22 protein-coding genes and 2 pseudogenes are annotated in these 26,292 nt (G+C 68.6%); 14 read left to right on the top strand and 10 right to left on the bottom strand.

All coding sequences use genetic code 11. The features are described 5' to 3' along the window. The first annotated feature begins 339 nt into the window (after positions 1–339). Positions 340–1,026, top strand: a complete 687-nt coding sequence (locus AC07DA_RS00520; RefSeq protein ID WP_479123195.1) for a copper chaperone PCu(A)C domain-containing protein — start codon at positions 340–342, stop codon at positions 1,024–1,026. 76 nt (positions 1,027–1,102) lie between these two features. On the opposite strand, the gene phoP is transcribed toward AC07DA_RS00520, so the two are convergent. Continuing rightward, positions 1,103–1,774, bottom strand: coding sequence for a two-component system response regulator PhoP (gene phoP / locus AC07DA_RS00515; RefSeq protein WP_020271862.1), 672 nt, complete (start codon positions 1,772–1,774; stop codon positions 1,103–1,105). A gap of 5 nt (positions 1,775–1,779) precedes the next feature. Then, positions 1,780–3,069 (bottom strand): two-component system sensor histidine kinase PhoR, encoded by a 1,290-nt coding sequence (gene phoR / locus AC07DA_RS00510; protein WP_479123194.1) that lies wholly within the window; start codon positions 3,067–3,069, stop codon positions 1,780–1,782. 245 nt (positions 3,070–3,314) lie between these two features. Here phoR and phoU point away from each other — a divergent pair, with 245 nt between their 5' ends. The 3 genes from phoU (at position 3,315) to AC07DA_RS00495 (ending at position 4,709) form a co-directional block, all read left to right on the top strand. Then, complete coding sequence (gene phoU, locus AC07DA_RS00505) at positions 3,315–4,016, top strand: phosphate signaling complex protein PhoU (RefSeq protein WP_479123193.1); 702 nt, start codon at positions 3,315–3,317, stop codon at positions 4,014–4,016. A gap of 133 nt (positions 4,017–4,149) precedes the next feature. Then, positions 4,150–4,305 carry a hypothetical protein gene (locus tag AC07DA_RS00500; protein WP_309097406.1) on the top strand — a complete coding sequence of 52 codons (156 nt, stop codon included), beginning with the start codon at positions 4,150–4,152 and terminating at the stop codon, positions 4,303–4,305. A 152-nt stretch (positions 4,306–4,457) separates the two neighbouring features. Continuing rightward, positions 4,458–4,709: an SCO4226 family nickel-binding protein gene (locus AC07DA_RS00495; protein WP_479123192.1), complete on the top strand. Its 252-nt coding sequence runs from the start codon at positions 4,458–4,460 to the stop codon at positions 4,707–4,709. Between the two features lie 174 nt (positions 4,710–4,883). Here AC07DA_RS00495 and AC07DA_RS00490 read toward each other — a convergent pair whose 3' ends face one another. After that, entirely contained in the window at positions 4,884–5,495 is a 612-nt protein-coding gene (locus tag AC07DA_RS00490; RefSeq protein ID WP_479123191.1) for a DinB family protein, read from the bottom strand. 480 nt (positions 5,496–5,975) lie between these two features. After that, the gene (locus AC07DA_RS00485; protein WP_479123190.1) at positions 5,976–6,719 is read right to left on the bottom strand and encodes a hypothetical protein; all 744 of its coding nucleotides are present in this window, start codon (positions 6,717–6,719) and stop codon (positions 5,976–5,978) included. A 410-nt stretch (positions 6,720–7,129) separates the two neighbouring features. Here AC07DA_RS00485 and AC07DA_RS00480 point away from each other — a divergent pair, with 410 nt between their 5' ends. Beyond that, entirely contained in the window at positions 7,130–8,341 is a 1,212-nt protein-coding gene (locus tag AC07DA_RS00480) for a Shedu anti-phage system protein SduA domain-containing protein (protein WP_479123189.1), read from the top strand. A 345-nt stretch (positions 8,342–8,686) separates the two neighbouring features. Here AC07DA_RS00480 and AC07DA_RS00475 read toward each other — a convergent pair whose 3' ends face one another. Both AC07DA_RS00475 and AC07DA_RS00470 read right to left on the bottom strand, forming a co-directional pair. Beyond that, positions 8,687–10,846, bottom strand: a complete 2,160-nt coding sequence (locus AC07DA_RS00475) for a tetratricopeptide repeat protein (RefSeq protein WP_479123187.1) — start codon at positions 10,844–10,846, stop codon at positions 8,687–8,689. A 1,291-nt stretch (positions 10,847–12,137) separates the two neighbouring features. Continuing rightward, positions 12,138–12,949, bottom strand: a pseudogene (locus tag AC07DA_RS00470) (IS110 family RNA-guided transposase); the annotation flags it as partial. A gap of 3 nt (positions 12,950–12,952) precedes the next feature. Here AC07DA_RS00470 and AC07DA_RS00465 point away from each other — a divergent pair. From AC07DA_RS00465 to AC07DA_RS00455, 3 genes and pseudogenes are all read left to right on the top strand, one after another. Then, positions 12,953–13,894 (top strand): annotated as a pseudogene (locus tag AC07DA_RS00465) (replication initiator); the annotation flags it as partial. Then, positions 13,887–14,126, top strand: a complete 240-nt coding sequence (locus AC07DA_RS00460; RefSeq protein WP_479123186.1) for a helix-turn-helix transcriptional regulator — start codon at positions 13,887–13,889, stop codon at positions 14,124–14,126. The pseudogene AC07DA_RS00465 and the gene AC07DA_RS00460, both read left to right, overlap by 8 nt. Beyond that, complete coding sequence (locus tag AC07DA_RS00455; protein ID WP_479123184.1) at positions 14,126–15,352, top strand: tyrosine-type recombinase/integrase; 1,227 nt, start codon at positions 14,126–14,128, stop codon at positions 15,350–15,352. The genes AC07DA_RS00460 and AC07DA_RS00455 overlap by 1 nt, the downstream gene beginning before the upstream one ends. A 715-nt stretch (positions 15,353–16,067) precedes the next feature. Here AC07DA_RS00455 and AC07DA_RS00450 read toward each other — a convergent pair. Further along, a complete protein-coding gene (locus tag AC07DA_RS00450; RefSeq protein WP_479123183.1) occupies positions 16,068–16,829 on the bottom strand; it encodes a phosphoglyceromutase in 762 nt (253 codons plus the stop codon). A 178-nt stretch (positions 16,830–17,007) separates the two neighbouring features. On the opposite strand from AC07DA_RS00450, the gene AC07DA_RS00445 reads away from it, so the two are divergent. Next, positions 17,008–18,360 carry an MDR family MFS transporter gene (locus AC07DA_RS00445; protein ID WP_479123181.1) on the top strand — a complete coding sequence of 451 codons (1,353 nt, stop codon included), beginning with the start codon at positions 17,008–17,010 and terminating at the stop codon, positions 18,358–18,360. A 181-nt stretch (positions 18,361–18,541) separates the two neighbouring features. After that, the gene (locus tag AC07DA_RS00440) at positions 18,542–18,955 is read left to right on the top strand and encodes a nuclear transport factor 2 family protein (protein WP_479123179.1); all 414 of its coding nucleotides are present in this window, start codon (positions 18,542–18,544) and stop codon (positions 18,953–18,955) included. Positions 18,956–19,024: 69 nt separating this feature from the next. On the opposite strand, the gene AC07DA_RS00435 is transcribed toward AC07DA_RS00440, so the two are convergent. Next, the gene (locus AC07DA_RS00435) at positions 19,025–19,471 is read right to left on the bottom strand and encodes a DUF2000 family protein (protein ID WP_479123178.1); all 447 of its coding nucleotides are present in this window, start codon (positions 19,469–19,471) and stop codon (positions 19,025–19,027) included. A gap of 49 nt (positions 19,472–19,520) precedes the next feature. Here AC07DA_RS00435 and AC07DA_RS00430 point away from each other — a divergent pair, with 49 nt between their 5' ends. Beyond that, positions 19,521–20,393: a helix-turn-helix transcriptional regulator gene (locus AC07DA_RS00430; RefSeq protein ID WP_479123176.1), complete on the top strand. Its 873-nt coding sequence runs from the start codon at positions 19,521–19,523 to the stop codon at positions 20,391–20,393. Here AC07DA_RS00430 and AC07DA_RS00425 read toward each other — a convergent pair. Both AC07DA_RS00425 and mshA read right to left on the bottom strand, forming a co-directional pair. Beyond that, positions 20,390–20,899 carry a type III secretion system chaperone family protein gene (locus tag AC07DA_RS00425; RefSeq protein ID WP_479123175.1) on the bottom strand — a complete coding sequence of 170 codons (510 nt, stop codon included), beginning with the start codon at positions 20,897–20,899 and terminating at the stop codon, positions 20,390–20,392. The genes AC07DA_RS00430 and AC07DA_RS00425 overlap by 4 nt on opposite strands. Then, the gene (gene mshA / locus AC07DA_RS00420; protein ID WP_479123173.1) at positions 20,892–22,229 is read right to left on the bottom strand and encodes a D-inositol-3-phosphate glycosyltransferase; all 1,338 of its coding nucleotides are present in this window, start codon (positions 22,227–22,229) and stop codon (positions 20,892–20,894) included. Before mshA ends, AC07DA_RS00425 begins: the two co-directional genes overlap by 8 nt. A gap of 196 nt (positions 22,230–22,425) precedes the next feature. Here mshA and AC07DA_RS00415 point away from each other — a divergent pair, with 196 nt between their 5' ends. The 3 genes from AC07DA_RS00415 (at position 22,426) to AC07DA_RS00405 (ending at position 26,291) form a co-directional block, all read left to right on the top strand. Next, entirely contained in the window at positions 22,426–23,244 is an 819-nt protein-coding gene (locus AC07DA_RS00415; RefSeq protein WP_479123171.1) for a class I SAM-dependent methyltransferase, read from the top strand. A gap of 200 nt (positions 23,245–23,444) precedes the next feature. Further along, complete coding sequence (locus AC07DA_RS00410) at positions 23,445–24,527, top strand: C40 family peptidase (protein WP_479123170.1); 1,083 nt, start codon at positions 23,445–23,447, stop codon at positions 24,525–24,527. A gap of 414 nt (positions 24,528–24,941) precedes the next feature. Continuing rightward, complete coding sequence (locus AC07DA_RS00405) at positions 24,942–26,291, top strand: PP2C family protein-serine/threonine phosphatase (RefSeq protein WP_479123168.1); 1,350 nt, start codon at positions 24,942–24,944, stop codon at positions 26,289–26,291. The last annotated feature ends 1 nt before the right edge of the window (position 26,292 follow it).

Genomic DNA, 26,292 nt, shown 5'->3' with positions numbered 1-26,292 from the left:
GTTCGGCGGCCCGAGCCCGCTTCCGGTCGAATCCGGAATTGATCACGCGACCTCGGGAGGAGCCGCGGGTGATCGATTTTCCTGGTGGTGCGCGCATTCCTTCACGGAGGTTTTGCCGCTGCCGCCCGGGGCCCTTATGCGAATGCCGGACGCGCGCCCGGGCAATGTGACGCACGAGTCATCGGTGACACGTGTGCCCGCGGAGACGCAGGTGGGCTGAGAGGTGCCGGGGGGTCGGATGCGGCCGTGGCGGAACGGCTCGGTAACCTAAAGCCCGCTGACAGACACTTAGGGCGGCTTTATCGGCCGCTCCGTTCGAGTCAAGGAGTTGCCGCCGCCGTGAGCAGCAGCCTTCGACGCGGCGTCCTCGCCGCTGCCGCCATCGCGTTCTCGGTCGCCTCGCTCGCCGCGTGCGGAGCCGGCCACAACGCCCAGACGCTGGAGATCAAGCCGGACAACGCGGCCACGAGCGTCGGGGACATCAAGATCCAGAACGCGATCGTGATCACGCAGCCCGACCTCGAGTCGACCGGCCCGGCCGCGATCGCCGCCACCTTCTTCAACGAGGGCCGCACCGACCAGACGCTGGAGTCCATCACCCTGCCCGGCACCGGCAAGACCGCCGAGCTCAAGCCGGCCAAGGGCGGCAGTCTCACCATCCCGGCCGGCGGCTCGCTGATCCTGGGCGGCAAGGACAACGCCACGGCGATGCTGCCGAGCAGCCGCGAGGCCGTGCGGGACGGCAACGCCCAGAAGGTCACCTTCACCTTCAGCAAGACCGGTGACGTGAGCCTGCGCGCGTTCGTCGTCCCGGCCGAGCACTACTTCAAGGAGTGGGGCCCGACCGAGGTCCCGGCCGCGCCGGGCGCCTCGGCGTCCCCGTCCGGCTCGCCGTCGGGCAGCCCCTCGGGTTCGCCGGCCGGCAGCGAGAGCCCCGCCGCGGGCGAGACGCCGGGCGGCGAGGAGTCGCCGGCCACGCCGACCGACGCCGCCTCCGCGAGCGCGACGGCCGGCGCCGGGCACTGAGGCCCGGAGCACCGACACCGCGAAGGGCGGGACCTCTCCGGGAGAGGTCCCGCCCTTCGCCGCGCTCCGCGCCGGCCTACGGCTCGAACTTGTAGCCCAGGCCGCGGACCGTCACCAGGTAGCGCGGGGCGCCCGGGTCCGGCTCGATCTTGGCGCGCAGGCGCTTGACGTGGACGTCGAGGGTCTTGGTGTCACCGACGTAGTCGGCGCCCCACACCCGGTCGATGAGCTGCATGCGCGTCAGCACACGGCCGGCGTTGCGCAGCAGCATCTCCAGCAGGTCGAACTCCTTCAGCGGCAGGTCGATCTTGGTGCCGCCGACGGTGACCACGTGCCGGTCGACGTCCATGCGGACCGGACCGGCCTCCAGCGCGGCCGGGGTGACCTCCTCCGGCTCGCCCCGGCGGCGCAGCACGGCCCGGATACGGGCGACCAGCTCGCGCGAGGAGAACGGCTTGGTGACGTAGTCGTCGGCTCCTATCTCCAGCCCGACGACCTTGTCGATCTCGCTGTCCTTGGCGGTCACCATGATGACGGGGACGTTGGAGCGGCCGCGCAGCTGGCGGCAGACCTCGGTGCCCGGCAGGCCGGGCAGCATCAGGTCGAGCAGGACGAGGTCGGCGCCGTTGCGCTCGAACTCGTCGAGTCCGTCGGGCCCGGTGGTCGCGACGGCGACCTCGAAGCCCTCCTTGCGGAGCATGTACGACAGGGCGTCGGAGAAGGACTCCTCGTCCTCGACGACGAGCACACGGGTCACGGAAGGACCTCCGGGGCGGGAAGCGTTTCGTACGCGGTGGAATCGGGGGATGTGGGGGTGGACCGCCCGGCCTCCTCGTCGAGGCCAGCGCCTCCTGCGCGTTCTCGGGCGGGCTGCTGATGGGCGCGGTCGCGGGCCGCGGCGGCCTCCGGCAGCCGCAGGGTGAAGGTGGAGCCCTGGCCTTCGGCGCTCCACACGGTGACCTCCCCGCCGTGCGAGGCGGCCACGTGCTTCACGATCGCCAGGCCGAGACCCGTACCACCCGTGGCACGGGAGCGGGCCGGGTCGACGCGGTAGAAGCGCTCGAAGATGCGCTCCTTGTCCTTGTCCGAGATGCCGATGCCCTGGTCGGTCACGGCGATCTCGATGTGTTCCCCGCCGGCCGCGTTCACCCTGCGGGCCGCTATGCCGACGCGGGTGCGGGCGGGCGAGTAGTTGACCGCGTTCTCGACGAGGTTGCCGAGGGCGGCGGCGAGCTGACCGCGGTTTCCCCACACGTGCAGGTCGGCGGTGCCGCCCGCGGCCATGGTGATCTGCTTGGTGCCGGCCTGGTGCCGGCAGCGGTCGATGGCCTCGGCGACGAGCTCGTCGACCCGGACCGGCTCGGCGTCCTCCAGCGGGTCGTCGTTCTGCACCCGCGACAGGTCGATGAGTTCCTGCACCAGGTTGGTCAGCCGGGTCGCCTCGATCTGCATGCGCCCGGCGAACCGCTGCACGGCCTCGGGGTCGTCGGAGGCGTCCATGACGGCCTCGGAGAGCAGCGAGAGCGCGCCGACGGGTGTCTTCAGCTCGTGGCTCACGTTGGCGACGAAGTCGCGCCGGACCGCCTCGATGCGCCGGGCCTCGGTCAGGTCCTCCACGAGCAGCAGCACCAGCCGCGAGCCCAGCGGCGCGACCCGCGCGGAGACGGCCAGGGCCTCTCCGCGTCCGGTGCCGCGCCGGGGCAGGTCCAGCTCCACCTGGCGTATCTCACCGTCGCGCCGGGTGTCCCGGGCCATCTGCAGCATCGGCTCGACGGCGAGCTTGCCGCCGCGGACCAGGCCGAGGGCGTACGCCGCCGAGCTGGCCTTGACCACGCCGTCCGCCTCGTCGAGGACCACGGCGGAGGACCTGAGCACCGACAGGACGGTGTCCACGCCCGGCGGGAGCACCGCGTCCGTGTGCAGGGAGCTGCGGGTCGGGCGCTTCTGCTCGCGCTCACTCCAGCGGAACGCCAGCATGGCGATGACGCCGGTGAGCACCCCGGCGATCGCTGCCACTGCGGCGACCGCCGCGTTCACGTCCATGCACCCAGGTTAGGCATGGGTCGGGCGCGCTCCACAGCCGTCGGGCTGCGAGCTCGAACACTCGTCGCCCAGAGTTCACCTTGGAGCCAGTACCGGTTCATTTGGGATGCCGGAAACGGACGCGTGCGGGCCGGAACGTGGGAGCGTGGGGTGCGGACCGTTGGTAATAAGACGGTCGTACCGCCGGTTGTCGGTGGGGGCCCGGCCCTTGAACCCCCGACCTGAACGCACGAGAGGGAACCCTGATGCGGGACGCGTACCACGAGGAACTGGACTCGATCGGCGACGGTCTGGTGGAGATGGCCCGGCTGGTCGGGTCGGCGATCGGGCGCGCCACGACCGCCATGCTCGACTCCGACCTGAAGCTGGCCGAGAACGTGATCGAGGCCGACCAGAAGGTCGACGAGCTCCAGCACGAGCTGGAGGCCCGGGCGATAGCCCTGCTGGCACGGCAGCAGCCGGTGGCGACGGACCTGCGCATCGTCGTGACGTCGCTGCGCATGTCGGCCGACCTGGAGCGCTCCGGCGACCTCGCCCAGCACGTGGCGAAGCTCGCGCGCCTGCGCTACCCGGACCGGGCGGTCCCGAGCGACCTGCACGCCACGATCCTGGAGATGGGCCAGCTCGCGCAGCGGCTGATGGCGAAGGCCGCCGAGGTGATCATCACCAAGGACGTCGACCTGGCGCTGCAGCTGGAGCAGGACGACGACGCGATGGACCTGCTGCACCGCACGCTCTTCCAGCACCTGATGGACGACCGGTGGAAGCACGGCATCGAGACCGCCGTGGACGTCACGCTGCTGGGCCGCTACTACGAGCGGTTCGCCGACCACGCGGTGTCGGTCGCCAAGCGGGTGGTGTACCTGGTGACGGGCGAGCACGCGGACGAGCTCCAGCAGGACGTGCAGCCCGAGATCCAGGCGGTCCCGGGGGCGGAGGGGGCCTGACCCCCAGCCCCGCCAGGGCGTGAAACGGCCGGGTGGGGTTCGGCCAGGGCGCGTGGGCGCCTCCGTGCGCCGTTGATGCGCCCAGCGGACCGGGCGTCCAATGGGCACAGGCACCAGCCTCGAGGAGGGACCCATGGCCGAATCCCCCAGCACCGCGCCCGACCCCACGCAGCAGCGCGAGACCGAGCAGCCCGCCGAGCTCAGGAACCTGCCCCTGATCGCCGCGTGCGGCTGCGGCTCCGGCTGCGGCTGCGGGTGCCAGTCGGGCAGCCCCTGCCAGTGCGGCTGACGCCGGCACGTCGACTCGTACGACCAGCGGGGCCCCGGCGGTGCGCCGGGGCCCCGCGGCGCTGGGGTCGCCCGCGGGACCGTGCGGGCGGAGCATGGGAAGTGCGGGGGCGCAGTGGCGCCAGGCGCGTCGTACGGCAAGGAGGCAGGGCCATGGCCAAGTTCATGGACGTCCACCACAGCATGAAGGGCATCACGGAGGAGCAGCTGCGCGAGGCCCATGACGCGGACCTCGCCATCCAGGACGAGGAACAGGTCACCTTCGAGCAGGCCTGGGCGGACCCGGAGTCCGGCCTCGTCTACTGCCTCTCGGAGGCACCCTCGGCGGAAGCGGTCCAGCGGGTGCACGAGCGGGCGGGGCACAAGGCGGACGAGATCCATCCGGTGCCGCTGACGGTGTCTTGAGGGGTGTGTCCCGGGCGGGGCGGGGGCCGAGCTGGGAGGGGGCCGAGCTGGGAGGGGGCCGGCCGGGGCGGGGTCTGGGCTCGGTGGTGTCTGCGCTGGGCGGGGTCTGGGCTGGGCGGGGTCTGGGCTGGGCGGGGTCTGGGCTTCCTTACAGTGCAGCGGCGGCCCGCCCCCCTACTGCCCGACCCGGCCGTCGATCCGCTCGCGCAGGAGGTCGGCGTGGCCGCAGTGGCGCGCGTACTCGGCGATCTGCGCCAGCAGGACGTCGCGCAGCTGGAGCCGGCCGCCGGGCTCGGGGCCGAGGTCGGAGTGACCGGCGTTGGTGGTGGTGAGGTCGGTGACGCCGGCCAGGTAGCGGTCGGTGCGCTCCGTCTCCGTCCGCCACCGGTGCCAGGCCTCGTCCACGACCGCCTGATCGGGCAGCGCGCCGTTGAAGTCGCCGTCGCGGTCCTCGTCGGTGCGGTACAGCTTCGGCGCGTCCTCGCCGGCCATGACGCGGCGGAAGTGCCGTTCCTCCTCGGTCAGGTGCCGCACCAGCCCCAGCAGGGACATCGTGGACGGCGGAACGGACCGCCGGGCCATCTGCTCCGCGTCCAGGCCCGCGCACTTCATCTCCAGGGTGAGGCGGTAGGTACGCAGGTAGTCGAGCAGGAGTGCGTGTTCACCGACGGGCTCGGCGTCGGTCTCACGAGGGTCGTCGTCGGGGTCGACCCACATGTCGGGGTAGACGGTCGACTGGGTCCACCGGGTCGTGCCGCTGCCCCTGGCGTGCTCGTCCGCAACCATGGGGGCATGGTGGACGGCCGGCGAAGCGTTCCGCCACCGAATTGCCGTGAGCCGCTCCGGCACCGGCCGGCAGCCGACACCGGCTCACTTGCCCGTTTCGGGCCGGTCGCGGTACAGCAGGGTCAGCCCCTGCCAGCCGCTGGAACCGAGCCCGCGGTCCGTGACCTGAGCCGGAAACGACCAACACTGACGTCCCGTAAGTTCCGAAAAACCCCCTACCAGCGGGCAACCCGCAGGCAGGGGGCTTGATCAGTACGGCTTACTTCTTCTTGCCCTGGGTGTTGCCGGGGATCTTGGGGAGCTGGGTTTTAGCTGGTCGGGGCGGTGGGAACGTGCACCTGGTGGTCGTCGTTGGTCGTCATTGGCCACTGTCGAGCGGCCTCGGACGGCCCAGAGACGGCCCAGACTCGTGCCTAGTGTTCAGCCATAGAGTGCTCAGGCCGCGTAAAGCGCCACGTCGTGCAGGAATCGGTTGTGCATCTATGCCACAAGGCCGAGGGAGCCGTACGCGATGTCGGCGAATTCATCGCGAACTGCCTGAAAACGCTCCAGTAGTGGGTCTCGCACGAAGCCACCGATCATCTCGTCCCAGGACGCAACATTGTTGGCCACTTCAAGTACGTGCTTGACCTGCTCCGCATCCAAAGCTTGACTCTCCTGCAAGGTGAACTCCAAGAGGTCGAGCTTCTCCCACCGCTCCTCATCCTCCAGACGCCCCCACTCACATAAGAGTTCCCAGGCCACGTGCGCTGAGTTGTGGTGTGGGTCCTGACACCACTCGGCGTTACGAGGGCACCAAGCGCTCTCCAGAGCACTGATCGCCGATCTCAGCACAGCTCTGCGGAGTGCCAACTTTTCTAACTGGGCGCACTGCTTGGCCACCTTCTCCGCCTGCCCGAGGACTGGCGCAGGCCCCAGAAGTGCAACTCCAGCCCGTGCCTGCACCACTGCGGTCGCCTTCTGATCGAGCAGCTCCCGCCGGGAAGCGCGAGGAATATCCGGTAGCTCGGTGACGATCCGAACGAAAAGGTCTACTGCGCTCAGAAACCCGGCATAAGCCGAGCGACGTGCACTCTCTAGCGACTGCTCGCGTACGGCGCGTTCCTGGAGTTGGGCAGCCGCCACTGCGGCCTGAGATTGATCAATGCCTGCCACCATCGTGGCATCAGCGGCCCTGTCCGCGCTGCGTCTGTTCCAGTGGGCAGCGAGCAGTGTGACCGGCACGGTGATGAGGGTGGTTAGGGCGCTCGTTGCCGCTACAGCTTGTTCTAGTTGCACGAGACGCATAGTGGTGCCAGAGCCTGTCCGCCAGGGCAAAACGTCGGAACCGGTGAGGGTGGCTGTCGCGCCATGCTAGAGACATCACCTTGGGAAGCTGCGATCATTTGCGGCTGGTTTTGGCGCTGACCTGCACGAATGGTTGGGATGGAGTCGCGTCGCGCTCGGCTGCTTTCACCGTAGTTCCCCGCTGCTCCCCGCTCGATCTGGTGCGCTTGTGGTGCGGCCTAGCGTCTGCTTCGACCATGGCTCGCAGGCACGGCGTGGTCCCTTCGCCCCATCGACTTCACATGGCGTCTCGAAGCCGGACGAGGTCACGAGCACCCACTGTCAGACCCTTCAACCACAATCACCGTATGAGTGTCAGGTCAGACTTTTCGTTGGAACTTCAGGTGGAGAAGGTCCTTGAGGAAGCAGGTCATCCGGAGGTGAAGGCCGCCCTCGCCGCTGCTCTCAAACACATGAGGAGTGGGAAAGGGGGCCATCGCAGAGGCGGGCAGGTACTCATCCAACTCCTGGAAACGGCTCGCCAACGGGCGGCGGATGCCGGTGAATGGCCAGTCGTACGACTCGTGCAGGACTCGCTGGATTATGCCGAAGGGCGGATCCTGCAGCCTGATTTCGATGAGCGTTACCGCCTCTTTCAGGACGGTGTGCGCAGCGAGAGGCTACGGAAGCACGTCGGGAACATCCTCTCGATCAATTACAGGTACATCGCTGAGGCTGGCCGTGAGTACAAGGACGAGCACCCCGAGGCGAGTGTGGACGACCTGATCGCATACTTCGGCACACTCAGCGAGGACGCGCGGTTCCTCGATGCACCGGAGGACCGACCTGGGCGTTACCGCCTTCTTCGTGGGCGGGCGGAGAGAGCCGTGTGGCTGGAGCGCGTTCTCCAAGAACGTGTGGACGTTGAGGATGCGGCCGAAGTCGCCCACCGAATCGTCAGCTCACCGGACGCCATAGGCCTACTTGCGGCTGATACGGAAGGGCAGATGCTTCTCAGGGCGGCTGAGTTGCATCGGCGGTCGACCGGCCTGGCGGCCTTGCGCAAGGTGGTCGAGGACCCCACTGCTTCGGAACTCGAACTGCAACGCGCTCTGGAGGGGCAGCACTGGATCTTCGGAGGGCGGTTCGTGGGAGAGGCCGCCCACCGCAGACTGGTGCCGGGTGACGAGGTCGACATACCTCTCATCCGCGGTGACGGTGCACTCCATGTGGTTGAGCTGAAGCGTGCCGCAAGCCTCGCCGGCAATCTGGTGAAGAAGTACCGAGGGTCATGGGTGCCTACCGCCGAGGTGCATAATGCAGTCGGTCAAGCTGTGAACTACCTGGTGAACCTGGACGAGAACCGCCACCGGATCCGCAAGGAGCTGGGCGTAGAAACCCGCCGAGCGAGCGCAGTGGTGCTGATCGGACACCCGTCAGTCCAACCGTCGGTACCGGAGCAATCGATCAACGAGGCGCTTCGCACCCTCAACACTCACGTCAACCGAGTAGAGGTGCTCACCTATAAGGAACTGATTGACAATGCCGAGCGCTCGTTGGGGTCTGTGCCGTTGGGGTAGCCGTCAATCGGTGTGGCGCCCAGGCACGGGGACGGATGCTCGAAGCGGGCAACTATTTTACCGCCGGTTGGCGTTGAGCCGTTCTCGCATACCCCATCACCTTGGGAAGCTCAGGTGATCCGAGGGTCACTGACGGGCTGACCTTGGGCAGAGGCGGCGACCAATGGTGAGGGCTGTTGCTGGGTTCCCCGGTGTTGCCCGTGGCTCTCCGCACAATCCGGCACGGGCTCCCTCCGGTCTCGCCGACTGTATAGCGGGCGTCGGCCAGGTCGGAACATGCCTCATAGCCAATCCGACTAGCTTGTGCGAATTACTGTTCAGAGCGGAATATTCGCGAAAGGGTAGCTAAGCTTTCCGGTTCATGCGCATAAATCTCCGCGCTACCATGGCTTCATAGGGAATGATGGAGATTACCTGTTTATCAATGCGGGTTTCGCTATGATCGGGGCCGTATCTTTCGAGGTCTAGCTGAAGGGCCCTGTTCGCAATTTCAAGAGCTTGCTTCTCATCCCCCATCAGGGAATAGGTGCGAGCCAGGTGCAAGAGAGTTGCAGGTAACGGAGCAGCATTAGGCATACCCTCCATTAACTCAAGAGCATGGACCATGTCCTGTCTTGCCTGGTAGAGGCCATTATCGCCTGGCTGGCACGAGAGAAGACGCATTCTCCCGCGGCATGAGAGGTACTTCGATTTCAGGAGGTTGCTGCCCTCAGGTATCGTGCTCAGAAACAGTTCCGCTTCTTCTAGCAGAGGAATCGCCTCCGGGACGTTCCCTTCATCCAGGTAAGCGTCAGCTAGTTCGAGGACGTTTTCCGCGTAGATAACACTGTGGCTTAGGCTGTTTGCCAGTTGCTCTACCACCGCCTTCTGATGGAGAATTCGGTCCGGTGCATCATTGCGATGGAGTGCAAGGGCAGCAGCGTCACCGTAGATGGCGGCAGAGATCGAATTAGGGTCTCCACTGATGCCCCATTCAGAGATCTTTTCGAGGGACCAGAGGTTGATCTGAGAAGCCTCCTCTTCCTTGTTTAGGAGGAGGAGGATTCGGAATTTGATGTGAGCCGTCATTAGCCGGGTCCATGTTTGGACCTCTGCAGTCTGTGGGTCCTCTGAAGTTGGATCGGGGAGTCGATTGAGTGCCATCTCTGCAAGGCTGGCATCATGCAGCCGACAGGCTACTCGCCCAAGGTCCGCATACGCACGCATCTTGGACGTGAGATCATCTGGATAGTGATGCAGGACGATGGAGATATTTTCCATTGCCACGTTCAGAGCTTCTTCTCGGGCACCCTTATACGCGAGTGCATTTGCGAGAGTCTGAGATATCTTGAAGAAGGCAGGAGGGGTGACGAATCCAAGAGGGATAAGCTTTTTACAGACTTCGCGGATTTCGGTGGCGAGGGTTACTGCTCCTTCTACATCTCCGAGGTTGAGTAGCTCATCACAAACAGAGACTGCCGAAAAAACTACAGCCGGGCCAGTCAGATTCTCCGCCAATGCGTATCGGACGGCAGACCTAACGTGGCCCGTATACCGATACATCGGAACGACTTCGGCGTTATGGTGTTCCATAGGCATCATGGCGGCAAGCAGGCCGATTGCCGACTCGATCCAGGGAACCTTGTCCTTTGTCGCCTCCCTCACGATGAGCTGCACTAGAGGGTGAACCACTAGATGTCCACCATCTACCCGTCCTAGGCCATAGTTGCACAGTGCGGTTACCGATTCGTCACGCTGCAAATCACCCCAAAGGGCAATCCTTGAATTCCAGCCGGTCTCGTCATCCGCGCATCCGCCCCACTTGGGGAGCTTGCCCTTTTGCCATGGGAACTTTTTGAGGCGTAATTTTTCGCGTCCGTTTGTCACCCATGGGCGCATGGGTTCCTCAGTGAAGAGTGATACAGGGATTGGTTCGGCGCCGACGAAGGAAAGGATGCGAATCAGGCTCCCTGCGTGCCGGTCTGTAGCCTCAACCGCATCCAGGGCGAGGAGGATTGATTTGGCTACACTGATCGGATGCTTGCTCACCTCACCCCGACTGAGCAATTCTAGTGATTGGGACCTCAACCGGGAAATGTATTCGCTGAGTGAAATATGCGAACTATTGCAGTAATTAACTGCTTGATTGAGAGCCAGAGGATGGCCGGCAAGATAGTCTATAAGTTCGTCAATACTATCCGCGAGGTTCATAGGTAGAGCTTTTGCGACGAAGGATTTCGACTCTTCTTGCGTCCAGGCTTCTAGCGCGACGTATTGGAATCCCTCGTCGATATAGGGGGCGGTGCTTGTGATTATGATCCGAGTGAGCGATTCTCTCGGTATTATGCCACGAATGATTGCTGCGTCTGTCACCCCGTCGATTATTAGAAGTGTCGCCGAGGACTCGATGATCGGCGGTATTTCGGTCTTTGATATTCCGAATTCTCCGCTCATGGGGACGCTCGTGGGCACCCCAGACACCACAGCAAGAGATTCGAGTAGGCCAGCCTTGTTGCTGCCATCCACAAAAATCGGACGTAAAGTTTCTTGCTCACAGGCTGCAAATTGTGATGCGAGCGAAGTTTTTCCAATTCCCGCTAATCCGTGGATCACGACAGGGGCAACTGCATCAGCTTCACCAGGACGCAAGAGCTCGCGAATGCGAGCCAGTTCGCGAGACCTGCCGGTGAATAGAGAATCCTCACGGAAAGATCGGCTTGGGGTTCGATTAAGTCCTGACGCTGCTTGTCTGTCGGCTTCGAAAAGGATGATATTCCGGAGTGCGCTCGCAGACAGGTAGCCCTCTATCGTAGGGCGACTTTTCAGGTCGTCTCGAATTGTCGCACTCAAGGGTTTCGCTATACCACTTCTGGACTCCGGTAGTTGCGTGCCTGCCGCGCCTATTGCTCGAATCAGAGCCGTGTAGCTATACTCGGCAAACCGGGCGCTACGACCTTTCGATTCCAGATACTTTGCCATCCTTCGGATCCCGACATCGCTGATTTCATTACGGCGAGGGAGTGGCAATTCTGGCAGGTGCAGGTGGCGAAGGAAAATCTGACTCTCTGATGCGCTTGCCCCGATTACGCTCGACAACTTCGCAATCAGAGTTGTGGTTGGAGCAATCTTCCCTGTGCAGACACGCCAAATTTCATGGGCGGTTCCGGAGAACCCGTTATTACTCCAGAATGCGACGGTGCAGGACCGTCCGGATGCGCACCAGGCGTCGTACAGATCTTTGAGAACGTTGTCTTTCCTTAGCGCCGACCAGCTCCAGGATGCGTCTCCTGATCGATTTGCCTCTCGGTGTTTGATGGAGACAAGTTCAGGCATTCCGGAGATGGGGAGAACGATGACATCAGTCGAGTGCTCAATGAGCACCCCCTCTAAATCCCCTGAGATGTGATCCAGCACAAATAGAGCGATGCATTCGTCTTGATACTCGAACCGGGCACGTGTTTCGCGGGCGGTGTTCTTTCGGTCCTTGGGGATTCTTCTAAGGACCGCCGGTGTGTCCGATTGGCGGTTCGCGTTGCCCCGGTTCTCCATGGAGGACGATGCTAGCTCGACCTTGCTCGGTCCGGAAGATCGCCTAGGTCGGCGGAGCGGCTTTGGGCTGGAGTTTCAATGACCGAGTCAAGGCTGCGGTCGCCCTCCACCCGTGAGGACGGCACCTCGTCCCGGAGATCGTCTGTGCCTCAGCCGACGAAAGCCAGCCACGACGGCGGGCACGCCGACCGATCAGGTGCGCGTGTGTCTCGCTGCAGCCCCACCGGCCTCAGCCACGCTGCCGGCTCTGTGGCCTTGCTCAGGCCGTCTACGCGATGGGCGGTGTGGGGCTGAAGGCCCGGTCGTCGCGCAGGAGGGCCCACAACACACTGGTGCAGCGTCGTGCGAGGGCGATGACGGCTTGGACGTGTTTGCAGCCCTCGCCGCGTTTCTTGAGGTAGTAGTCCCGGTTGGGGCCGTCGCGGATGATGCTGGTCTGCGCGGAGAGGTAGAAGACTCTGCGCAGGCGGCGGCTGTATCGCTTGGGGCGGTGCAGGTTGCCGGTGCGGCGGCCGGAGTCGCGTGGGACGGGGACCAGTCCGGCGGCTGAGGCGAGGTGGCCGGCGTCGGTGTAGGCGGTGATGTCGCCCGCGGCGACGATGAACTCGGCTCCGAGGATGGGGCCCATGCCGGGCAGGGACTCGATGATCTCGGCCTGTGGGTGGGTGCGGAAGGCGTCGCGGATCTGCCGGTCGAGGCGCTTGAGTCGGTCGTCCAGGGCCAGGATCTGCGTGGCCAGGTCGGCGACGATCTGTGCGGCGGCGTCTTCGCCGGGCAGGGCGGTCTGCTGGGCCTGGGCGGCTTCCACGGCCGTGGCGGCCACGCTGTCCGCGTCGCGAACCCCTCGATTGGCCAGCCAGGAGGTCAGGCGGGCCAGGCCGCGCCGGCGCAGGGCGGCCGGGGTCTGGTAGCCGGTCAGCAGCACCAGTGCGCCCTTGCGGGCCGAGTAGTCGAAGGCTCGCTCCAGGACGGGGAACATGCCGGTGAGCACGTCGCGGAGCCGGTTGACCGTTCGCACTGGTCGGTGACCAGGTCGGTGCGGTGAGCGGTCAGGAGCGCGAGGTCGGCGGCCAGCTGTGCCGCCCGGCAGGTTCGGTCCGCCGCTGCCGCTGCGGCACGCTCCACGACCAGGACGACTCCGCACTCGGCGCCGCCCTCGACCCGGACACCTACGACTACGAAGCGGCCGTGCTCTGGAACGCGCATGCCGGTCCGCTGTGGCGGCGCTTCTCGACCTACCTGCGCCGGGAGGTCGCCAAGCGTGCCGGACTGACTCAGCGGGCCTTCCGCGAGCACGCCCGGGTGTCCTTCGCCAAGGTCGCCGAGTACCAGAAGCGCGGAGCCGTCCACTTCCACGCCGTCATCCGCATCGACGGCCCCGAGGGCGGCGACACCCCGCCACCTGCCTGGGCCACCGCCGAGCTGCTGACCGATGCCGTTCGGTCGGCCGCTGCCGCCGTTCGCGTTGACGGCCCGGTCCTCGACGGACGGGCCCACGCCTTCTCCTTCGGCCGTCAGATCGACGTGCGCACCATCCGCTCGGCCGACTTCGACGGCGGCCAGGAGCTGACCGAGCTGGCCGTCGCCGCGTACATCGCCAAGTACGCCACCAAAGGAGCCGAGACCGCCACGGGAGCCCTCGACCGGCCGCTGAGGTTCCTCGCCGAACTCGCCCAGCTCGACATCAGCGACCACGCCCGCTGCCTCATCCGCACCGCCTGGACCCTCGGCGCACGCAAAGACCTCGAACACCTCCGCCTGCGCGCCTGGGCCCACATGCTCGGCTTCCGCGGCCACTTCTCCACCAAGTCCCGCCGCTACTCCACCACCCTCGGCGCCCTCCGCGACGCCCGCGCCGAATGGCGCCGCGCACAGGCCCTGGCAGCGGACGGGATCGGCCTGGAAACGACCCTCGTCCTCGCGCACTGGGTCTACGCCGGGACCGGCCTCACCGACGCCGAAGCCTGGCTCGCAGAAACCCTCGAACCCGCTCCCGGAACGGAAGGAGAGCCCACCCATGTGTAGCCGTCGCCTCGCTGTCGCGGAAGCAGCTTCCGGGCCGCGTGGTCTGCCGTCGCGGTACCTGACTCCTGACGACCTGGTGGCGATGTTCGACCTGCCCAGCGTTGAGACGGTCTACCAGTGGCGCCGCAAGCGCACCGGTCCCCGCGGCTTCCGTGTCGGCCGGCACCTGCGCTACGACCCTGCGGACGTCCAAGCTTGGGTCGAGTCCCTGCGGGAAGGGGCTGCCGCCTGATGGCCGGGCACGTCCAGGATCGCTGGTACAAGACTGAGACCGGCCCGGACGGGAAGGCGCGCAAGGTCAAGACCGAGCGCTACGGGTCCGGTCTCCGCTACCGCGCTCGCTACGTCGGCCCGGACGGCACGGAGAAGGCCAAGAGCTTCCCCGACCGTCAGAAGCGGCTCGCTGATCAGTGGCTGGCGCACATCGAGGCGGACATGGCGCGCGGGCAGTACATCGACCCGCGCGCCGCCCGAATCACCTTCCAGCAATACGCCGAGCGCTGGGTTGCCACGCAGGGGGCCGACCCGAACACCCAGGCCTCGATGGAGTCGCAACTACGGCTGCACGCCTTCCCCTACCTCGGCTCGCGCCCGCTCGGCTCCTTCCAGCCGGCGCACCTCCGGGACTGGGTGCGGCAGTTACAGGAGAACGGCGTCCGCGGGTCGTACGCCCGGACGATCTACTCCAACGTGCGCGCGGCGCTCAGTGCGGCGGTGGACGACGGCCACCTTCCCCGGAACCCGTGTGCTGCCCGGTCGGTCCGGCCGCCGACCGTCGACAACAAGCGCGTCGTGCCCTGGACGCCCGAGCGGGTCTTCGCCGTCCGGGCCGCCATGCCCGAGCGCTACCAAGCCATGGTCGACCTGGGCGGCGGCTGCGGTCTCCGCCAGGGGGAGATCCTTGGGATCGCCGTCGACGCGGTCGACTTCGCGGCGGGCACGCTCCACGTGGTCCAGCAGCTCAAGCTGAGCCGCAGCAAGCCTGTGTTCGCCCCGCCCAAGGGTGGCAAGCTGCGGGACGTGCCGCTGCCCGGTCCGGTCGCTGATGCCCTCCGTGACCACATGAAGCGGTTCCCGCCGGTGGAGATCACCTTGCCGTGGAAGGTGGCGGACGGGCCTCCGGTGACCGAGCGGCTGATCTTCACCGGCCCGCGTGGCGGTCATGTCTGGCGGACGTCCCTCAACGAGGAAGTGTGGAAGCGGGCGCTGGCCTCGGCCGGAGTGATCCCTGAGCGGAAGCCAGGCGAGTCCTACGCGGAGTCCCGCGAGAACGGCATGCACGCCCTCCGGCACTTCTACGCCTCAGTGCTCCTGGACGCTGGCGAGAACATCAAGGCCCTCGCCGAGTACCTCGGCCACTCGGACCCGGGCCTGACGCTCCGCGTGTACGCGCACCTGATGCCGTCCAGCCAGGAACGGACCCGCAAGGCTGTGGCTTCGGTCTTCGAGCATCGCTGAGATGAACGCTGTAATCAGAGATCGGTACTCCGCTAGCCGCATGAGCAGTGAGTGAAGAAGCTTGCTGAAGACGCACAGATCAGAGTTGGCGGACAAGCTCACAAAGTTGATTTGAGATCTCACGCGTGAGAGATTGAAGTCCAAGCTCTAGAGCCATCTAGTTGGCTCTAGATGGTTCACGGAAGTTCTAGGAGACTCTAGAACGACCGAGGACCTGGATCCGGCTGCAACCAGATCCAGGCCCTCATGCAGTCAACGAGCCCGGTCGCTCAGCAGAAGACCGGGCTCGCTGCATATACAGCTGCTCCCGGTCGCGACCGACCTCGCGCGTGACTCGCTCATCGAGCGAACTGCATCACGCCGGTAGCGATGGCCACCAGTAGGCCTGCTCCCGTAAGCCAGACCTGCCACCTCTCGGCGCTGGTCCACCTACAAGGCTCGTCCTTCTCAAGGCTCACCTCTACTGCCTCACTTCCTCCTTCAACCGGCCCGCTTGTCGGACCGGTGCCTAGGAACTCACGCGCCGGTGGGCGGAGTTCAGGGAAGGATCAGGTGAGGCGCGACCAGCATACCGGCCATGTTGTTATTCACCGAGGGACGACAGAGGGCTTGACAGCGGCCCCAGATCCCTTTCACGGCCCAGCGACGGCCCCAGTGCAGCAACAAGCCCCCTACTCGCGGAAAAGTCGCAGGTAGAGGGCTTGATGGCTTCGAGTTACTTCTTCTTGCCCTGGTTCTTGACCGCCTCGATCGCTGCCTTGGCCGCTTCGGGGTCCAGGTACGTGCCGCCCGGGTTGAGGGGCTTGAACTCGGCGTCCAGTTCGTAGGAGAGCGGGATGCCCGTGGGGATGTTCAGGCCCGCGATGTCCGTGTCCGAGATGCCGTCCAGGTGCTTGACCAGGGCGCGCAGGCTGTTGCCGTGGGCCGCGATCAGGACCGTGCGGCCGGTCAGCAGGTCGGGGACGATCGCGTCGAACCAGTACGGGAGCATGCGGACGACGACGTCCTTCAGGCACTCCGTGCGCGGGCGCAGCTCCGGCGGGAGGGTCGCGTAGCGCGGGTCGGAGAACTGGGAGTACTCGGCGTCGATGTCCAGCGGCGGCGGCGGGGTGTCGTAGGAGCGGCGCCACAGCATGAACTGCTCCTCGCCGAACTCGGCGAGCGTCTGCGCCTTGTCCTTGCCCTGCAGGGCGCCGTAGTGGCGCTCGTTCAGGCGCCACGAGCGGCGGACCGGGATCCAGAGGCGGTCGGCGGACTCCAGGGCGAGCTGCGCGGTGCGGATGGCGCGCTTCTGGAGGGACGTGTGGACCACGTCGGGGAGCAGGCCGGCGTCCTTGAGCAGCTCGCCGCCGCGGGTCGCCTCCTTCTCGCCCTTCGCGGTGAGGTTGACGTCCACCCAGCCGGTGAACAGGTTCTTCGCGTTCCACTCGCTCTCGCCGTGGCGGAGGAGGATCAGCTTGTACGGTGCGTCGGCCATGCCCCAGAGCGTAATCCACGCTTTCGCCCGTTCGCGTGGCTGCCCGGCAGGCGGACGTTTGACGGGATCTGTTAATTGAGTGGCCCCCGTCAAGCGCGCGATTGTAACTTGCGCCTACTGCCAGCGCCGCTTACATCTCGGTGCCGCCGCCCACATCCTGTCGCCTCCGGGGGAGACCATGCCGTACGCCCTGCGTGCCCGACGCGCCGTCCGGGAGACGGTCTCCGGTCTCCCCCGGGAGTTCTGGTGGCTGTGGACCAGCACGCTCGTCAACCGGCTCGGCGCGTTCGTCGCGACCTTCATGGCGCTGTACCTGACCCTCGACCGCGGTTACTCCGCGACGTACGCCGGTCTGGTCGCCGCCCTGCACGGGCTGGGCGGGGTGATCTCCTCGCTGGGCGGCGGTGTGCTGGCCGACCGGCTGGGCCGGCGGCCGACCCTGCTGATCGCGCAGGCCTCCACCGCCGTCTCCGTCGCGCTGCTCGGCTTCGTGCGCGATCCGGTCGCGATCGCCGGCGTCGCCTTCCTCGTCGGCATGGCGAGCAACGCGTCGCGCCCGGCCGTGCAGGCGATGATGGCCGACATCGTCCGGCCCGAGGACCGCATCCGCGCCTTCTCCCTCAACTACTGGGCCATCAACCTCGGTTTCGCCGTCTCCTCCATGGCCGCCGGCTTCATCGCCGAGGTCAGTTACCTCGCCGGTTTCCTCATCGAGGCGGCGTTGACGATGGTCTGCGCGATCCTCGTCTTCCTGCGGCTGCCGGAGTCCAGGCCTGCCGAGCCGGAGAGGTCAGCTGCCGACGCCGACAGCTCGGTCGGCCTCGGGACCGTACTGCGCGACGGGCGCTTCATGAGCGTCGTCGGGCTGTCCTTCCTCGTCGCGCTGATCTTCCAGCAGGGGTCGGTGGGGCTGCCGGTGGCGATGGGCGCGGCGGGCTTCACCCCGGCCGAGTACGGCATGGCGATCGCCGTCAACGGTGTGCTGATCGTCGTCCTGCAGATCCCGGTGACCCGTTTCATCGAACACCGCGACCCGCGCCGGCTGCTCGTCGTCTCCTCCGTCCTCGCCGGGTACGGATTCGCGCTGACCGCCTTCGCGGGGTCGGTGGGGCTCATCGCCCTGACGGTGTGCGTGTGGACGCTGGCCGAGATCGTGAACGCGCCGACGCAGACCGGTCTCGTCGTACGGCTGTCCCCGACGCACGGACGCGGGCGCTACCAGGGCATGTACACGATGTCCTGGTCGGTGGCGGCCCTCGTCGCCCCGCTGCTCTCCGGGTTCGTGATCGACCGGTTCGGGGCGGAGTGGCTGTGGGGGTTCTGCGCGGTGGTGGGGACGGTCGCCGGGGTGGGGTACGGCGTGCTCATGCGGCGGCTGCCCGAGGACGAGGCGCTTGCCGACGTGACGGCGGGGGCCGAGCCGGCCGAGCCGGCCGAGCCCGTGAAGGGCCCGAAGGGCGCGAAGGAGGCGAAGGGCGCGAAGGGGGCGAAGGACACGGTGCGGCCGCAGCCGGGGGTGGGGGCGGGATGAGCGGTGGCCCGCGCACCGTCGGCGGGAGCACCCGGGCTCGCGGCGGTGGCCCGCGCATCGTCCGCGGGAGCACCCGGGCTCGCGGCGGTGGCGGGGATCCGGGGCGGGAGCGCGGCCTTATCCGGCCGCCTTACCTCCCACGTAATCGACGCCCCGCCGTCCGCCCCGCCAAGCTGAACCCATGACGACCACCGCAGAAGTCACCCGCTCCACCGTGCAGAAGTTCCTCGAACTCCGGCTGACCGGGGACACCGAAGGGCTCACCGCGCTGTTCGCCGACGAAGTCGACTGGATGCTCGCCGAGAACCCCGTCGTGCCCTGGATCCGGCCCCGGTCGACGGCCGCCGAATGTGCCGCCCAGGGAGAGGAGCTGGCGCGGTACACCGTCCCCGAGGACGCCCGCGCGTCCGTCGACACCGTCCTCGTCGACGGGGCCGACGCCGTGCTGATGGGGCATCTCGCCGGGACCGTGCGGGCGACCGGGAAGTCCTTCTCCGGGCCCTTCGCCCTGCGGCTCACCGTGGAGGACGGCCGGATCACCCGGCACCACCTCTACGAGAACAGCGTGTCCATCGCGGCGGCCTGTACTCCGTGACGCGCCCCCCACCCCGGCCGTCAGCCGCCGCTCCCCCTGCGCACGGTGCCACCGCCACCGCACCAGCGCTCACGGATGCATACGCGCTCCCTTCACCACCTTGTCCACCGCGTTCCTCGGGCCGTACACGGCGAGCCCCACCAGGTCCAGTTCGGCCGTGGGCACCGCGCGTACGGCCGCCCGGTTGTCGCGGTCGTTGCCCGTCGCGAAGAGGTCGGACGTGAAGACCGAGCGGGGCAGGGAGCGGGACAGGGCGCGGGTGTGGGCCGTGGTGAGGGTTTCCTTCGTGGCCTCGAAGACCAGGACGGGCTGGCGGAACATCGGCAGGTAGGGCACGCCGTCCGCGTCCTCGTACGGTTCGCCGATCACCTCGGGAATCTGCGTTCCCAGGCCGCTGACCAGGAACGACGTGACGTTGAGGCGCTGCCAGGGCTCCAGGTCGGCGCGCAGCAGGACGGCGATCTTCGTGTCGAAGCGGACGGGCTCCGGCCCGGGGTGTCCGGTGATCGTGTTCATGGTCCGAGCGTGCCCGGCGGCCGCGGGCCGGGTCTTGTACGTTCTTTGCATGGCCTCACAGCCCGCCCCCGTGGCCCCGGACCGGCGCGTGGCCCCGGACCGGCGCGCGGCCCCGGACCAGCACACGGCCCCGGACCGGCAGCGGACCGTCTCCGCCTGGCGGCCGGCCGTCCCGGGTGTCGTCGAGGTCTTCCACGCCCGGTTCACCGAGTACGCCTATCCGATGCACGTCCACGAGGCCTGGACGCTGCTGATCGTCGACACCGGCGCCGTGCGGTACGACCTCGACCGGCACGAGCACGGCACCCCGCACGACACCGTGTCCCTGCTGCCGCCGCACGTGCCGCACAACGGCTCGCCCGTCACCGCGGAGGGTTTCCGCAAGCGGGTGCTGTACCTCGACGGGACGTACCTGGGCGAGGAGCTCATCGGGGCCGCCGTCGACCGGCCCGACCTGCGCGATCCGCTGCTGCGGCGGCGCGTCGGACAGGTGCACGGCGCGCTGGCCCGGCCCGGTGAGGAACTGGAGGCCGAGAGCAGGCTGACGTTCCTCGGGGAGCGGCTGCGCGACCATCTGCGGGGCGGGGACGGCAGACCCCGCCCGGCCGATCCCGCCCTCGCCCGCCGGCTGCGCGAGCTGCTGGACGAGCGGGTCGTCGAGGGCGTCGGGCTGCGGGAGGCCGCCGGGCTCCTGGGAGCCCACCCCGCCCATCTCGTCCGGGCCTTCGGCACCGCCTACGGCATCGCCCCGCACCAGTACCTGACGTCCCTGCGCGTGGGACGCGCGCGCCGGCTGCTGCTGGAGGGGCGGTCACCGGGCGAGGTCGCGGTGGCGACCGGCTTCTACGACCAGTCCCACCTCACCCGGCACTTCAGGAAGCTGGTGGGTGTCCCGCCGGGGAGGTACCGGGCGGCCCTCTAGCGCTCCGGGCGCTGGGTCAGGTGGGCGAAGGCGTCGAGGTTGCGGGTCGACTCGCCCCGGGACACCCGCCACTCGTACTCCTTGCGGATCGCCGAGGCGAAGCCCAGTTCCAGGAGGGTGTTGAAGCTGCCGTCGGAGGCCTCCAGGACCTGGCCGAGCAGGCGGTCGATCTCGTCGGCGGTGACGGCGGGCAGGGACAGGCGGCCGGTGACGTAGACGTCGCCGTGCTGGTCGACGGCGTAACTCACGCCGTAGAGCTTGAGGTTGCGCTCCAGGAGCCAGCGGTGGAAGCCCTGCTCGTTCTCGTCGGGGTGGCGGATGACGAAGGCGTTCAGCGACAGGGAGTGGCGGCCGACGATCAGCGAGACCGTCGTCTTCAGCTTGCGGGTGCCGGGCAGTTGCGCGACGTACGTGCCGGGCCGGGGACTCTCCCACTCCAGGCCGGCGTCCTTCAGCACTCCCTCGACGACCTGTGCGGCGCGCTGTTCGAGATCGGTTTCACCCATGCAGCGAGCGTACGCGACGGCGGTGTGCCTGCAGCGCGGCCGTGTAGACGTCCGCGGTGGCGGCTGCCGCGGTGTCCCAGCCGAAGGACTGGGCGTGCCGGGCGGCCTGGTCGCCGAGCCGGGGCGCGAGGTGCGGGTCGTCGGCGAAGGCGCCCAGCACGCGCGCGTAGTCGGCCGGGTCGTGGCCGCGTACGAGGAAGCCGGTGTGGCCGTCGCGCACGGCCACCGGCAGACCGCCGACCGCCGCCGCGAGCACGGGGGTGCCGGCCGCCTGGGCCTCTATGGCGACCAGGCCGAAGGACTCGCTGTAGGAGGGCATGACCAGTACGGAGGCGGCACGGAACCAGTCCGCGAGCTGCTCCTGGCCGACCGGGGGGCGGAACCGTACGACGTCCGCGATGCCGAGGCGCGCGGCGAGCTTCTGCAGGCCCTCGGGCTTGGCGAGGCCGCTGCCGCTGGGGCCGCCGACGACGGGCACGAGGATGCGCGAGCGCAGCTCGGGGCGCTCGTCGAGGAGGACGGCCACGGCCCGCAGCAGCACGTCGGGGGCCTTCAGGGGCTGGATGCGGCCCGCGAAGAGCGGGATGAGGGCGTCCTGGGGCAGGCCCAGGCGGGCCCGGGCGGCGGCGCGGCCGTCGGCGGGCGAGAAGCGGCGCAGGTTCACGCCGGGGTGGACCACGGCGACCTTGCCGGGGTCGGCCGCGTAGTGCCGGACGAGTTCGTCGGCCTCTTCGGTGGTGTTGGCGATGAGCCGGTCGGCGGCGTCGACGATCTGGGTCTCGCCGATGACGCGGGCGGCGGGCTCCGGGGTGTCGCCGTCGGCGAGGTTGGCGTTCTTGACCTTGGCCATGGTGTGCATGGCGTGCACCAGCGGGACGCCCCAGCGCTGGGCGGCGAGCCAGCCGACGTGGCCGGAGAGCCAGTAGTGGGAGTGGACCAGGTCGTAGTGGCCGGGGCGGTGGCCGGCCCAGGCCTGCATCACACCGTGCGTGAAGGCGCACAGCTGGGCGGGGAGGTCCTCCTTGTTGAGGCCCTCGTAGGGGCCGGCGTCGACGTGCCGGACGAGGACGCCGGGGGCCAGTTCGACGATGGGCGGCAGGGCGGCGGCCGTGGCCCGCGTGAAGATCTCCACCTCGATGTTGATCGCGGCGAGGCGCTGGGCGAGCTCCACGATGTAGACGTTCATGCCGCCGGCGTCGCCGGTGCCCGGCTGGTGGAGCGGGGAGGTGTGCACGGAGAGCATGGCGACACGGCGGGGCCTGCGGTGCAGCCGCAGGCGCGCGGGCGAGGACGCCGAGCGCCGCCCGAGCCTGCCGATGTACTGGCTCACGTGGCGTTCCTCCTCGCTCCGGGCATGCCTCTCGCAGGGCGCACGGTGCCCTCCGACGTGGTCCAACACCGGAGGAAGGCGCTCCATTTCCCGGTTCGGGAGTTTTACCGAATCATTACCGCTCGTCGCTCAACCGTTCGACGGCCGGGCAGGCCCGTGTCCGCCCGCCCCCAGGGCGCCGCATACCCTCGTAGACATGACCTCCCGCGCCGCCACCCGCCCCCTGGGGACGGTGACGCGCGGGACGACCAACCCCAACCGGCTGCGCCGCATGGACCGCTGGATCGCGGCCACGCACGGCGCCGAGCTGCGCCGCGCCGCCGACCCGGTGGCGGTGGACCTCGGGTACGGCGCCGCCCCGTGGACGGCCGTCGAGCTGCTGCAGCGGCTGCGCACGGCGGCGCCGCGCGCGCGTGTGGTGGGCATCGAGATCGAGCCGGCGCGGGTCGCTGCGGCACTCCCCTACGAGCGGGCGGGGCTGGCCTTCCGGCACGGCGGCTTCGAGATCCCGATCCCGCAGCGGCCGCTGCTGGTCCGCGCGGCGAACGTGCTGCGGCAGTACGAGGAGCACGAGGTCGCCGCCGTGTGGGAGCGGCTGTGCGGGCGGCTCGCCCCGGCCGACGCCAGGACCGGCTCGCGCGGCGGGCTGCTGGTCGAGGGGACCTGCGACGAGATCGGACGCCGGCACGTGTGGGTCGCGCTCGGCCCGGAGGGGCCCCGCACGGTCACCTTCGCGACCCGGCTCGGCTCCCTGGGACGCCCCTCCGACCTGGCGGAACGCCTGCCCAAGGCGCTCATCCACCGCAACGTCCCGGGCGAGCCCGTGCACGCCTTCCTGCGCGACTTCGACCGCGCCTGGGCCGCCGCCGCGCCCTACGCCTCCTACGGCGCCCGCCAGCGCTGGATCGGCGCGGTGCGCGACCTGACGCGCGACTGGCCGGTCGTGGACGGGCCGGCACGGTGGCGCCAGGGCGAAGTGACGGTGCGCTGGGGGGCGTTGGCGCCGCGCGGGTGAGAGTGCCCGGGCAGGGCGGCCCGAACGCCGTGGAACGATCCCCGTGAGTCGTACGTCACACACGGGGGGAGATCGCCGGGCGGGGGAATACCGGTGCGGGAGTGGCGGGAAGTACTACCCCTGTCGTTTTGCCCGCCGGCATGGCAGCATCCCCAGGCGAGCCGCATGTTACTGATGGTTAATCAGTTGGGGGACGACGTATGGGTACGGGCAAGCGTGGCCTGATCGCGACGGCCGTGGCCGTGGTCTGCGCGGTCACGGTGCTGGCGGCACCGGGCACGGCGTTCGCCGGACCCCGCCCCGACCCCGAGCCCAGGCCCACCGCGAGCCCGGCGCCCACGCCCGGCAGGGACCTCGAAGTTGTGCGCGAGAAGCTCGACCGGCTCTACCGCGCGGCCGCCCGCGCCACCGACGAGTACAACGCGGCCGAGGAGAAGGCCGACAAGCAGTCCGCCGAGATCGTCAAGCTGGCCAAGAAGATCGTCAAGGGCAAGGAGCGGCTGGAGCGGCTCAAGAAGCGCGCGGGCGCCGCGGCCGCCGCCCAGTACCGCGGCGGCGGACTCCCGCCCGAGGCCCGCCTGATGCTCAGCGACGACCCGCAGGAGTTCCTCGACGGCACCGGCCGCGTCCGCCAGGGCCACCACGCGGCCAAGGGCCTGATCGGTGAACTGACGCGCGCCCAGGAGGACCTGGAGCAGTACGCCAAGGACGCCTCCGCGCAGTGGAAGAAGCTGGAGGCGGGCCGCAAGGCCAAGGCCGCCGCGCAGAAGAAGATCGAGAAGCAGATCGCGCAGGCCGAGAAGCTGGAGTCCGAGCTGCGCGAGGAGGAGCAGGAGCGCCTCGCCGAGCTGGAGAAGCAGGCCGCGGACCGGGCGCAGAGCGCCTGGCTGGACTCGGGCATCCTCGCCGAGATCGACGGCAAGGCCTCCGAGCAGGGCAGGAAGGCCGTCCAGTACGCCACGGCCCAGATCGGCAAGCCGTACCAGTGGGGCGCCGAGGGCCCGGAGAGCTACGACTGCTCGGGCCTGACCTCACAGGCCTGGATCTCCGCCGGGCGGGGCATCCCGCGCACCTCGCAGGAGCAGTGGAAGCGGCTGCGGCACATCGACGTCCGGGACATGCGGCCCGGCGACCTGATCATCTACTTCGACGACGCCAGCCATGTCGCCATGTACATCGGCGACGGGGCGATGGTGCACGCCCCGCGACCCGGCCGGACGATCACCGTCGCCGGAGCGGGATCCATGCCGATCCTCGGGGTGGTCCGGCCGGACGCCGGCTGAAGGCACCACGCCGTCACACCGGCTATCGCCCCTGTCACACCGGCACCACACCCGTCGCACCGGCACCGCACCAGTCACACCGGCCACCGGCCGAAGGCCCCGCGGGGCACCGGCCGAACGGCCGGCCGTGCACCGGATACCGGACAGCGGGCACCGGCGGTGACCCCGACCACGTGACCGACCCCACGCCGGACCCCCGTACGAACACCGCGCCGGCGTGACGTTCGTCATCCCCGCAGCATCCCGCACCTGTCCAACTGCGGGGCATATCGCGGCATATGACACTGGCCGATGGCACAGCGGCGTGGCTCACACCATTCCACTGCGGCGCCGTCACCCGCTATGGTCCCGGTCGGTGGGTCGAGGTCCCTCGCCCCCGCCATGCCCTCGGGGGGAGGGAAGGAACCCACGACAATGCCCGTACCCATACCGCGGCAGAGAGCCATCCCGGCCGTGGAGAGTGGTCAGGCGCAGGCCGCGTCCGCGTGCGGCGGCTCCGCCGAGGACTCCGTGACGGACGCCTCGGCACAGACCCCGCGCACCCCGGACACCGCCGGAAACACCACGGACAAGGTGGAGCACCACACCGCCCACACCAACCTGACGCTGCTGCTGATCGAGGACGACCCGGCGGGTTCGCCGATCGTGCCGGACATGCTCGACCAGGCCGGCAAGCCGATCCGCGTCCGCACGGCCCGCAACCTCACGGAGGCCGAGCGGCTGCTGACCGACGACGTCCACTGCATCCTGCTGGACCTCGCGCTGCCCGCGCCGGGCCGCAGCGACTCCGACGACGAACTCGCCGTGCTCAAGCACGTGCTGGAACTCGCGCCCCGGCACGCCGTCCTGGCGCTGACCGCGTCGGGCGACGCCGAGCGCGGCGCGGAGGCGGTGCGCGTGGGCGCCCAGGACTACCTCTTCCGCGACGAGCTGGACGGCCGGCTGCTGAGCCGCGCGATCCGCTACGCGGTGGAGCGCAAGCGCTCCGAGTCGGCCGAGCGCCGGCTCGCCGAGGGCAGACTGCGCGCGCAGGAGAACCGCCGCCTGGAGCGCGGCCTGCTGCCGACCCCCCTGCTGGAGGGCTCCTCGCTGCGCTTCGCCGCGCGCTACCGCCCGGGCCGCTCGCGCGCCCTGCTCGGCGGTGACTTCTACGACGTCGTGCGCACGCCGGACGGCACGGTGCACGCCATGATCGGTGACGTCTGCGGCCACGGCCCGGACGAGGCCGCCCTCGGCGTGGAGCTGCGGATCGCGTGGCGCGCGCTGACGCTGGCGGGCCTGTGCGGCGACCAGCTGCTGGGCACGCTCCAGCAGGTGCTGGAGCACGAGCGGTCCGACGACGAGATCTTCGCGACCCTGTGCACGGTGGACATCGCGCCGGACGGCCGCCGCGCCGGTCTGTGCCTGGCGGGCCACCCCTCCCCGCTGCTGGCCGGCCCCGGCCGGCCGGCCCGGCTGCTGCCGTACGACAACAACGGTCCGGCCCTCGGGCTGCTGCCGGGGGCCCGCTGGCCGCGGATGCAGGTGGAGCTGGGCGCCGAGTGGAGCCTGATGCTCTACACCGACGGCCTGATCGAGGGCCGCGTCGGCGAGGGCCGGGAGCGGCTCGGGCAGGAGGGCATGACCGAGATGGTCCGCCGCCAGTTCGCCGAGGGACTGCGCGGTGAGCAGCTGCTGCGCGCGGCGGTGAACGAGGTCCGCGACCTCAACGGCGGCGAGCTGACGGACGACGTGGCGGTACTGCTGCTGGACCGGGTGCCGTAGC

It is taken from the genome of Streptomyces sp. NPDC044921 (assembly GCF_056432865.1).
The sequence above is the reverse complement of the archived record's forward strand: the minus strand, read 5'-3'. Positions and strand labels throughout refer to the sequence as shown.

Excerpts from the sequence above, each read along its gene's own strand:
- phoR (WP_479123194.1), bottom strand. The coding sequence starts at position 3,069 with ATGGACGTGAACGCGGCGGTCGCCGCAGTGGCAGCGATCGCCGGGGTG.
- phoU (WP_479123193.1), top strand. The coding sequence starts at position 3,315 with ATGCGGGACGCGTACCACGAGGAACTGGACTCGATCGGCGACGGTCTG.
- AC07DA_RS00500 (WP_309097406.1), top strand. The coding sequence starts at position 4,150 with ATGGCCGAATCCCCCAGCACCGCGCCCGACCCCACGCAGCAGCGCGAG.
- AC07DA_RS00495 (WP_479123192.1), top strand. The coding sequence starts at position 4,458 with ATGGCCAAGTTCATGGACGTCCACCACAGCATGAAGGGCATCACGGAG.
- AC07DA_RS00490 (WP_479123191.1), bottom strand. The coding sequence starts at position 5,495 with ATGGTTGCGGACGAGCACGCCAGGGGCAGCGGCACGACCCGGTGGACC.
- AC07DA_RS00480 (WP_479123189.1), top strand. The coding sequence starts at position 7,130 with ATGAGTGTCAGGTCAGACTTTTCGTTGGAACTTCAGGTGGAGAAGGTC.
- AC07DA_RS00460 (WP_479123186.1), top strand. The coding sequence starts at position 13,887 with ATGTGTAGCCGTCGCCTCGCTGTCGCGGAAGCAGCTTCCGGGCCGCGT.
- AC07DA_RS00455 (WP_479123184.1), top strand. The coding sequence starts at position 14,126 with ATGGCCGGGCACGTCCAGGATCGCTGGTACAAGACTGAGACCGGCCCG.
- AC07DA_RS00450 (WP_479123183.1), bottom strand. The coding sequence starts at position 16,829 with ATGGCCGACGCACCGTACAAGCTGATCCTCCTCCGCCACGGCGAGAGC.
- AC07DA_RS00445 (WP_479123181.1), top strand. The coding sequence starts at position 17,008 with ATGCCGTACGCCCTGCGTGCCCGACGCGCCGTCCGGGAGACGGTCTCC.
- AC07DA_RS00440 (WP_479123179.1), top strand. The coding sequence starts at position 18,542 with ATGACGACCACCGCAGAAGTCACCCGCTCCACCGTGCAGAAGTTCCTC.
- AC07DA_RS00435 (WP_479123178.1), bottom strand. The coding sequence starts at position 19,471 with ATGAACACGATCACCGGACACCCCGGGCCGGAGCCCGTCCGCTTCGAC.
- AC07DA_RS00430 (WP_479123176.1), top strand. The coding sequence starts at position 19,521 with ATGGCCTCACAGCCCGCCCCCGTGGCCCCGGACCGGCGCGTGGCCCCG.
- AC07DA_RS00425 (WP_479123175.1), bottom strand. The coding sequence starts at position 20,899 with ATGGGTGAAACCGATCTCGAACAGCGCGCCGCACAGGTCGTCGAGGGA.
- AC07DA_RS00415 (WP_479123171.1), top strand. The coding sequence starts at position 22,426 with ATGACCTCCCGCGCCGCCACCCGCCCCCTGGGGACGGTGACGCGCGGG.
- AC07DA_RS00410 (WP_479123170.1), top strand. The coding sequence starts at position 23,445 with ATGGGTACGGGCAAGCGTGGCCTGATCGCGACGGCCGTGGCCGTGGTC.
- AC07DA_RS00405 (WP_479123168.1), top strand. The coding sequence starts at position 24,942 with ATGCCCGTACCCATACCGCGGCAGAGAGCCATCCCGGCCGTGGAGAGT.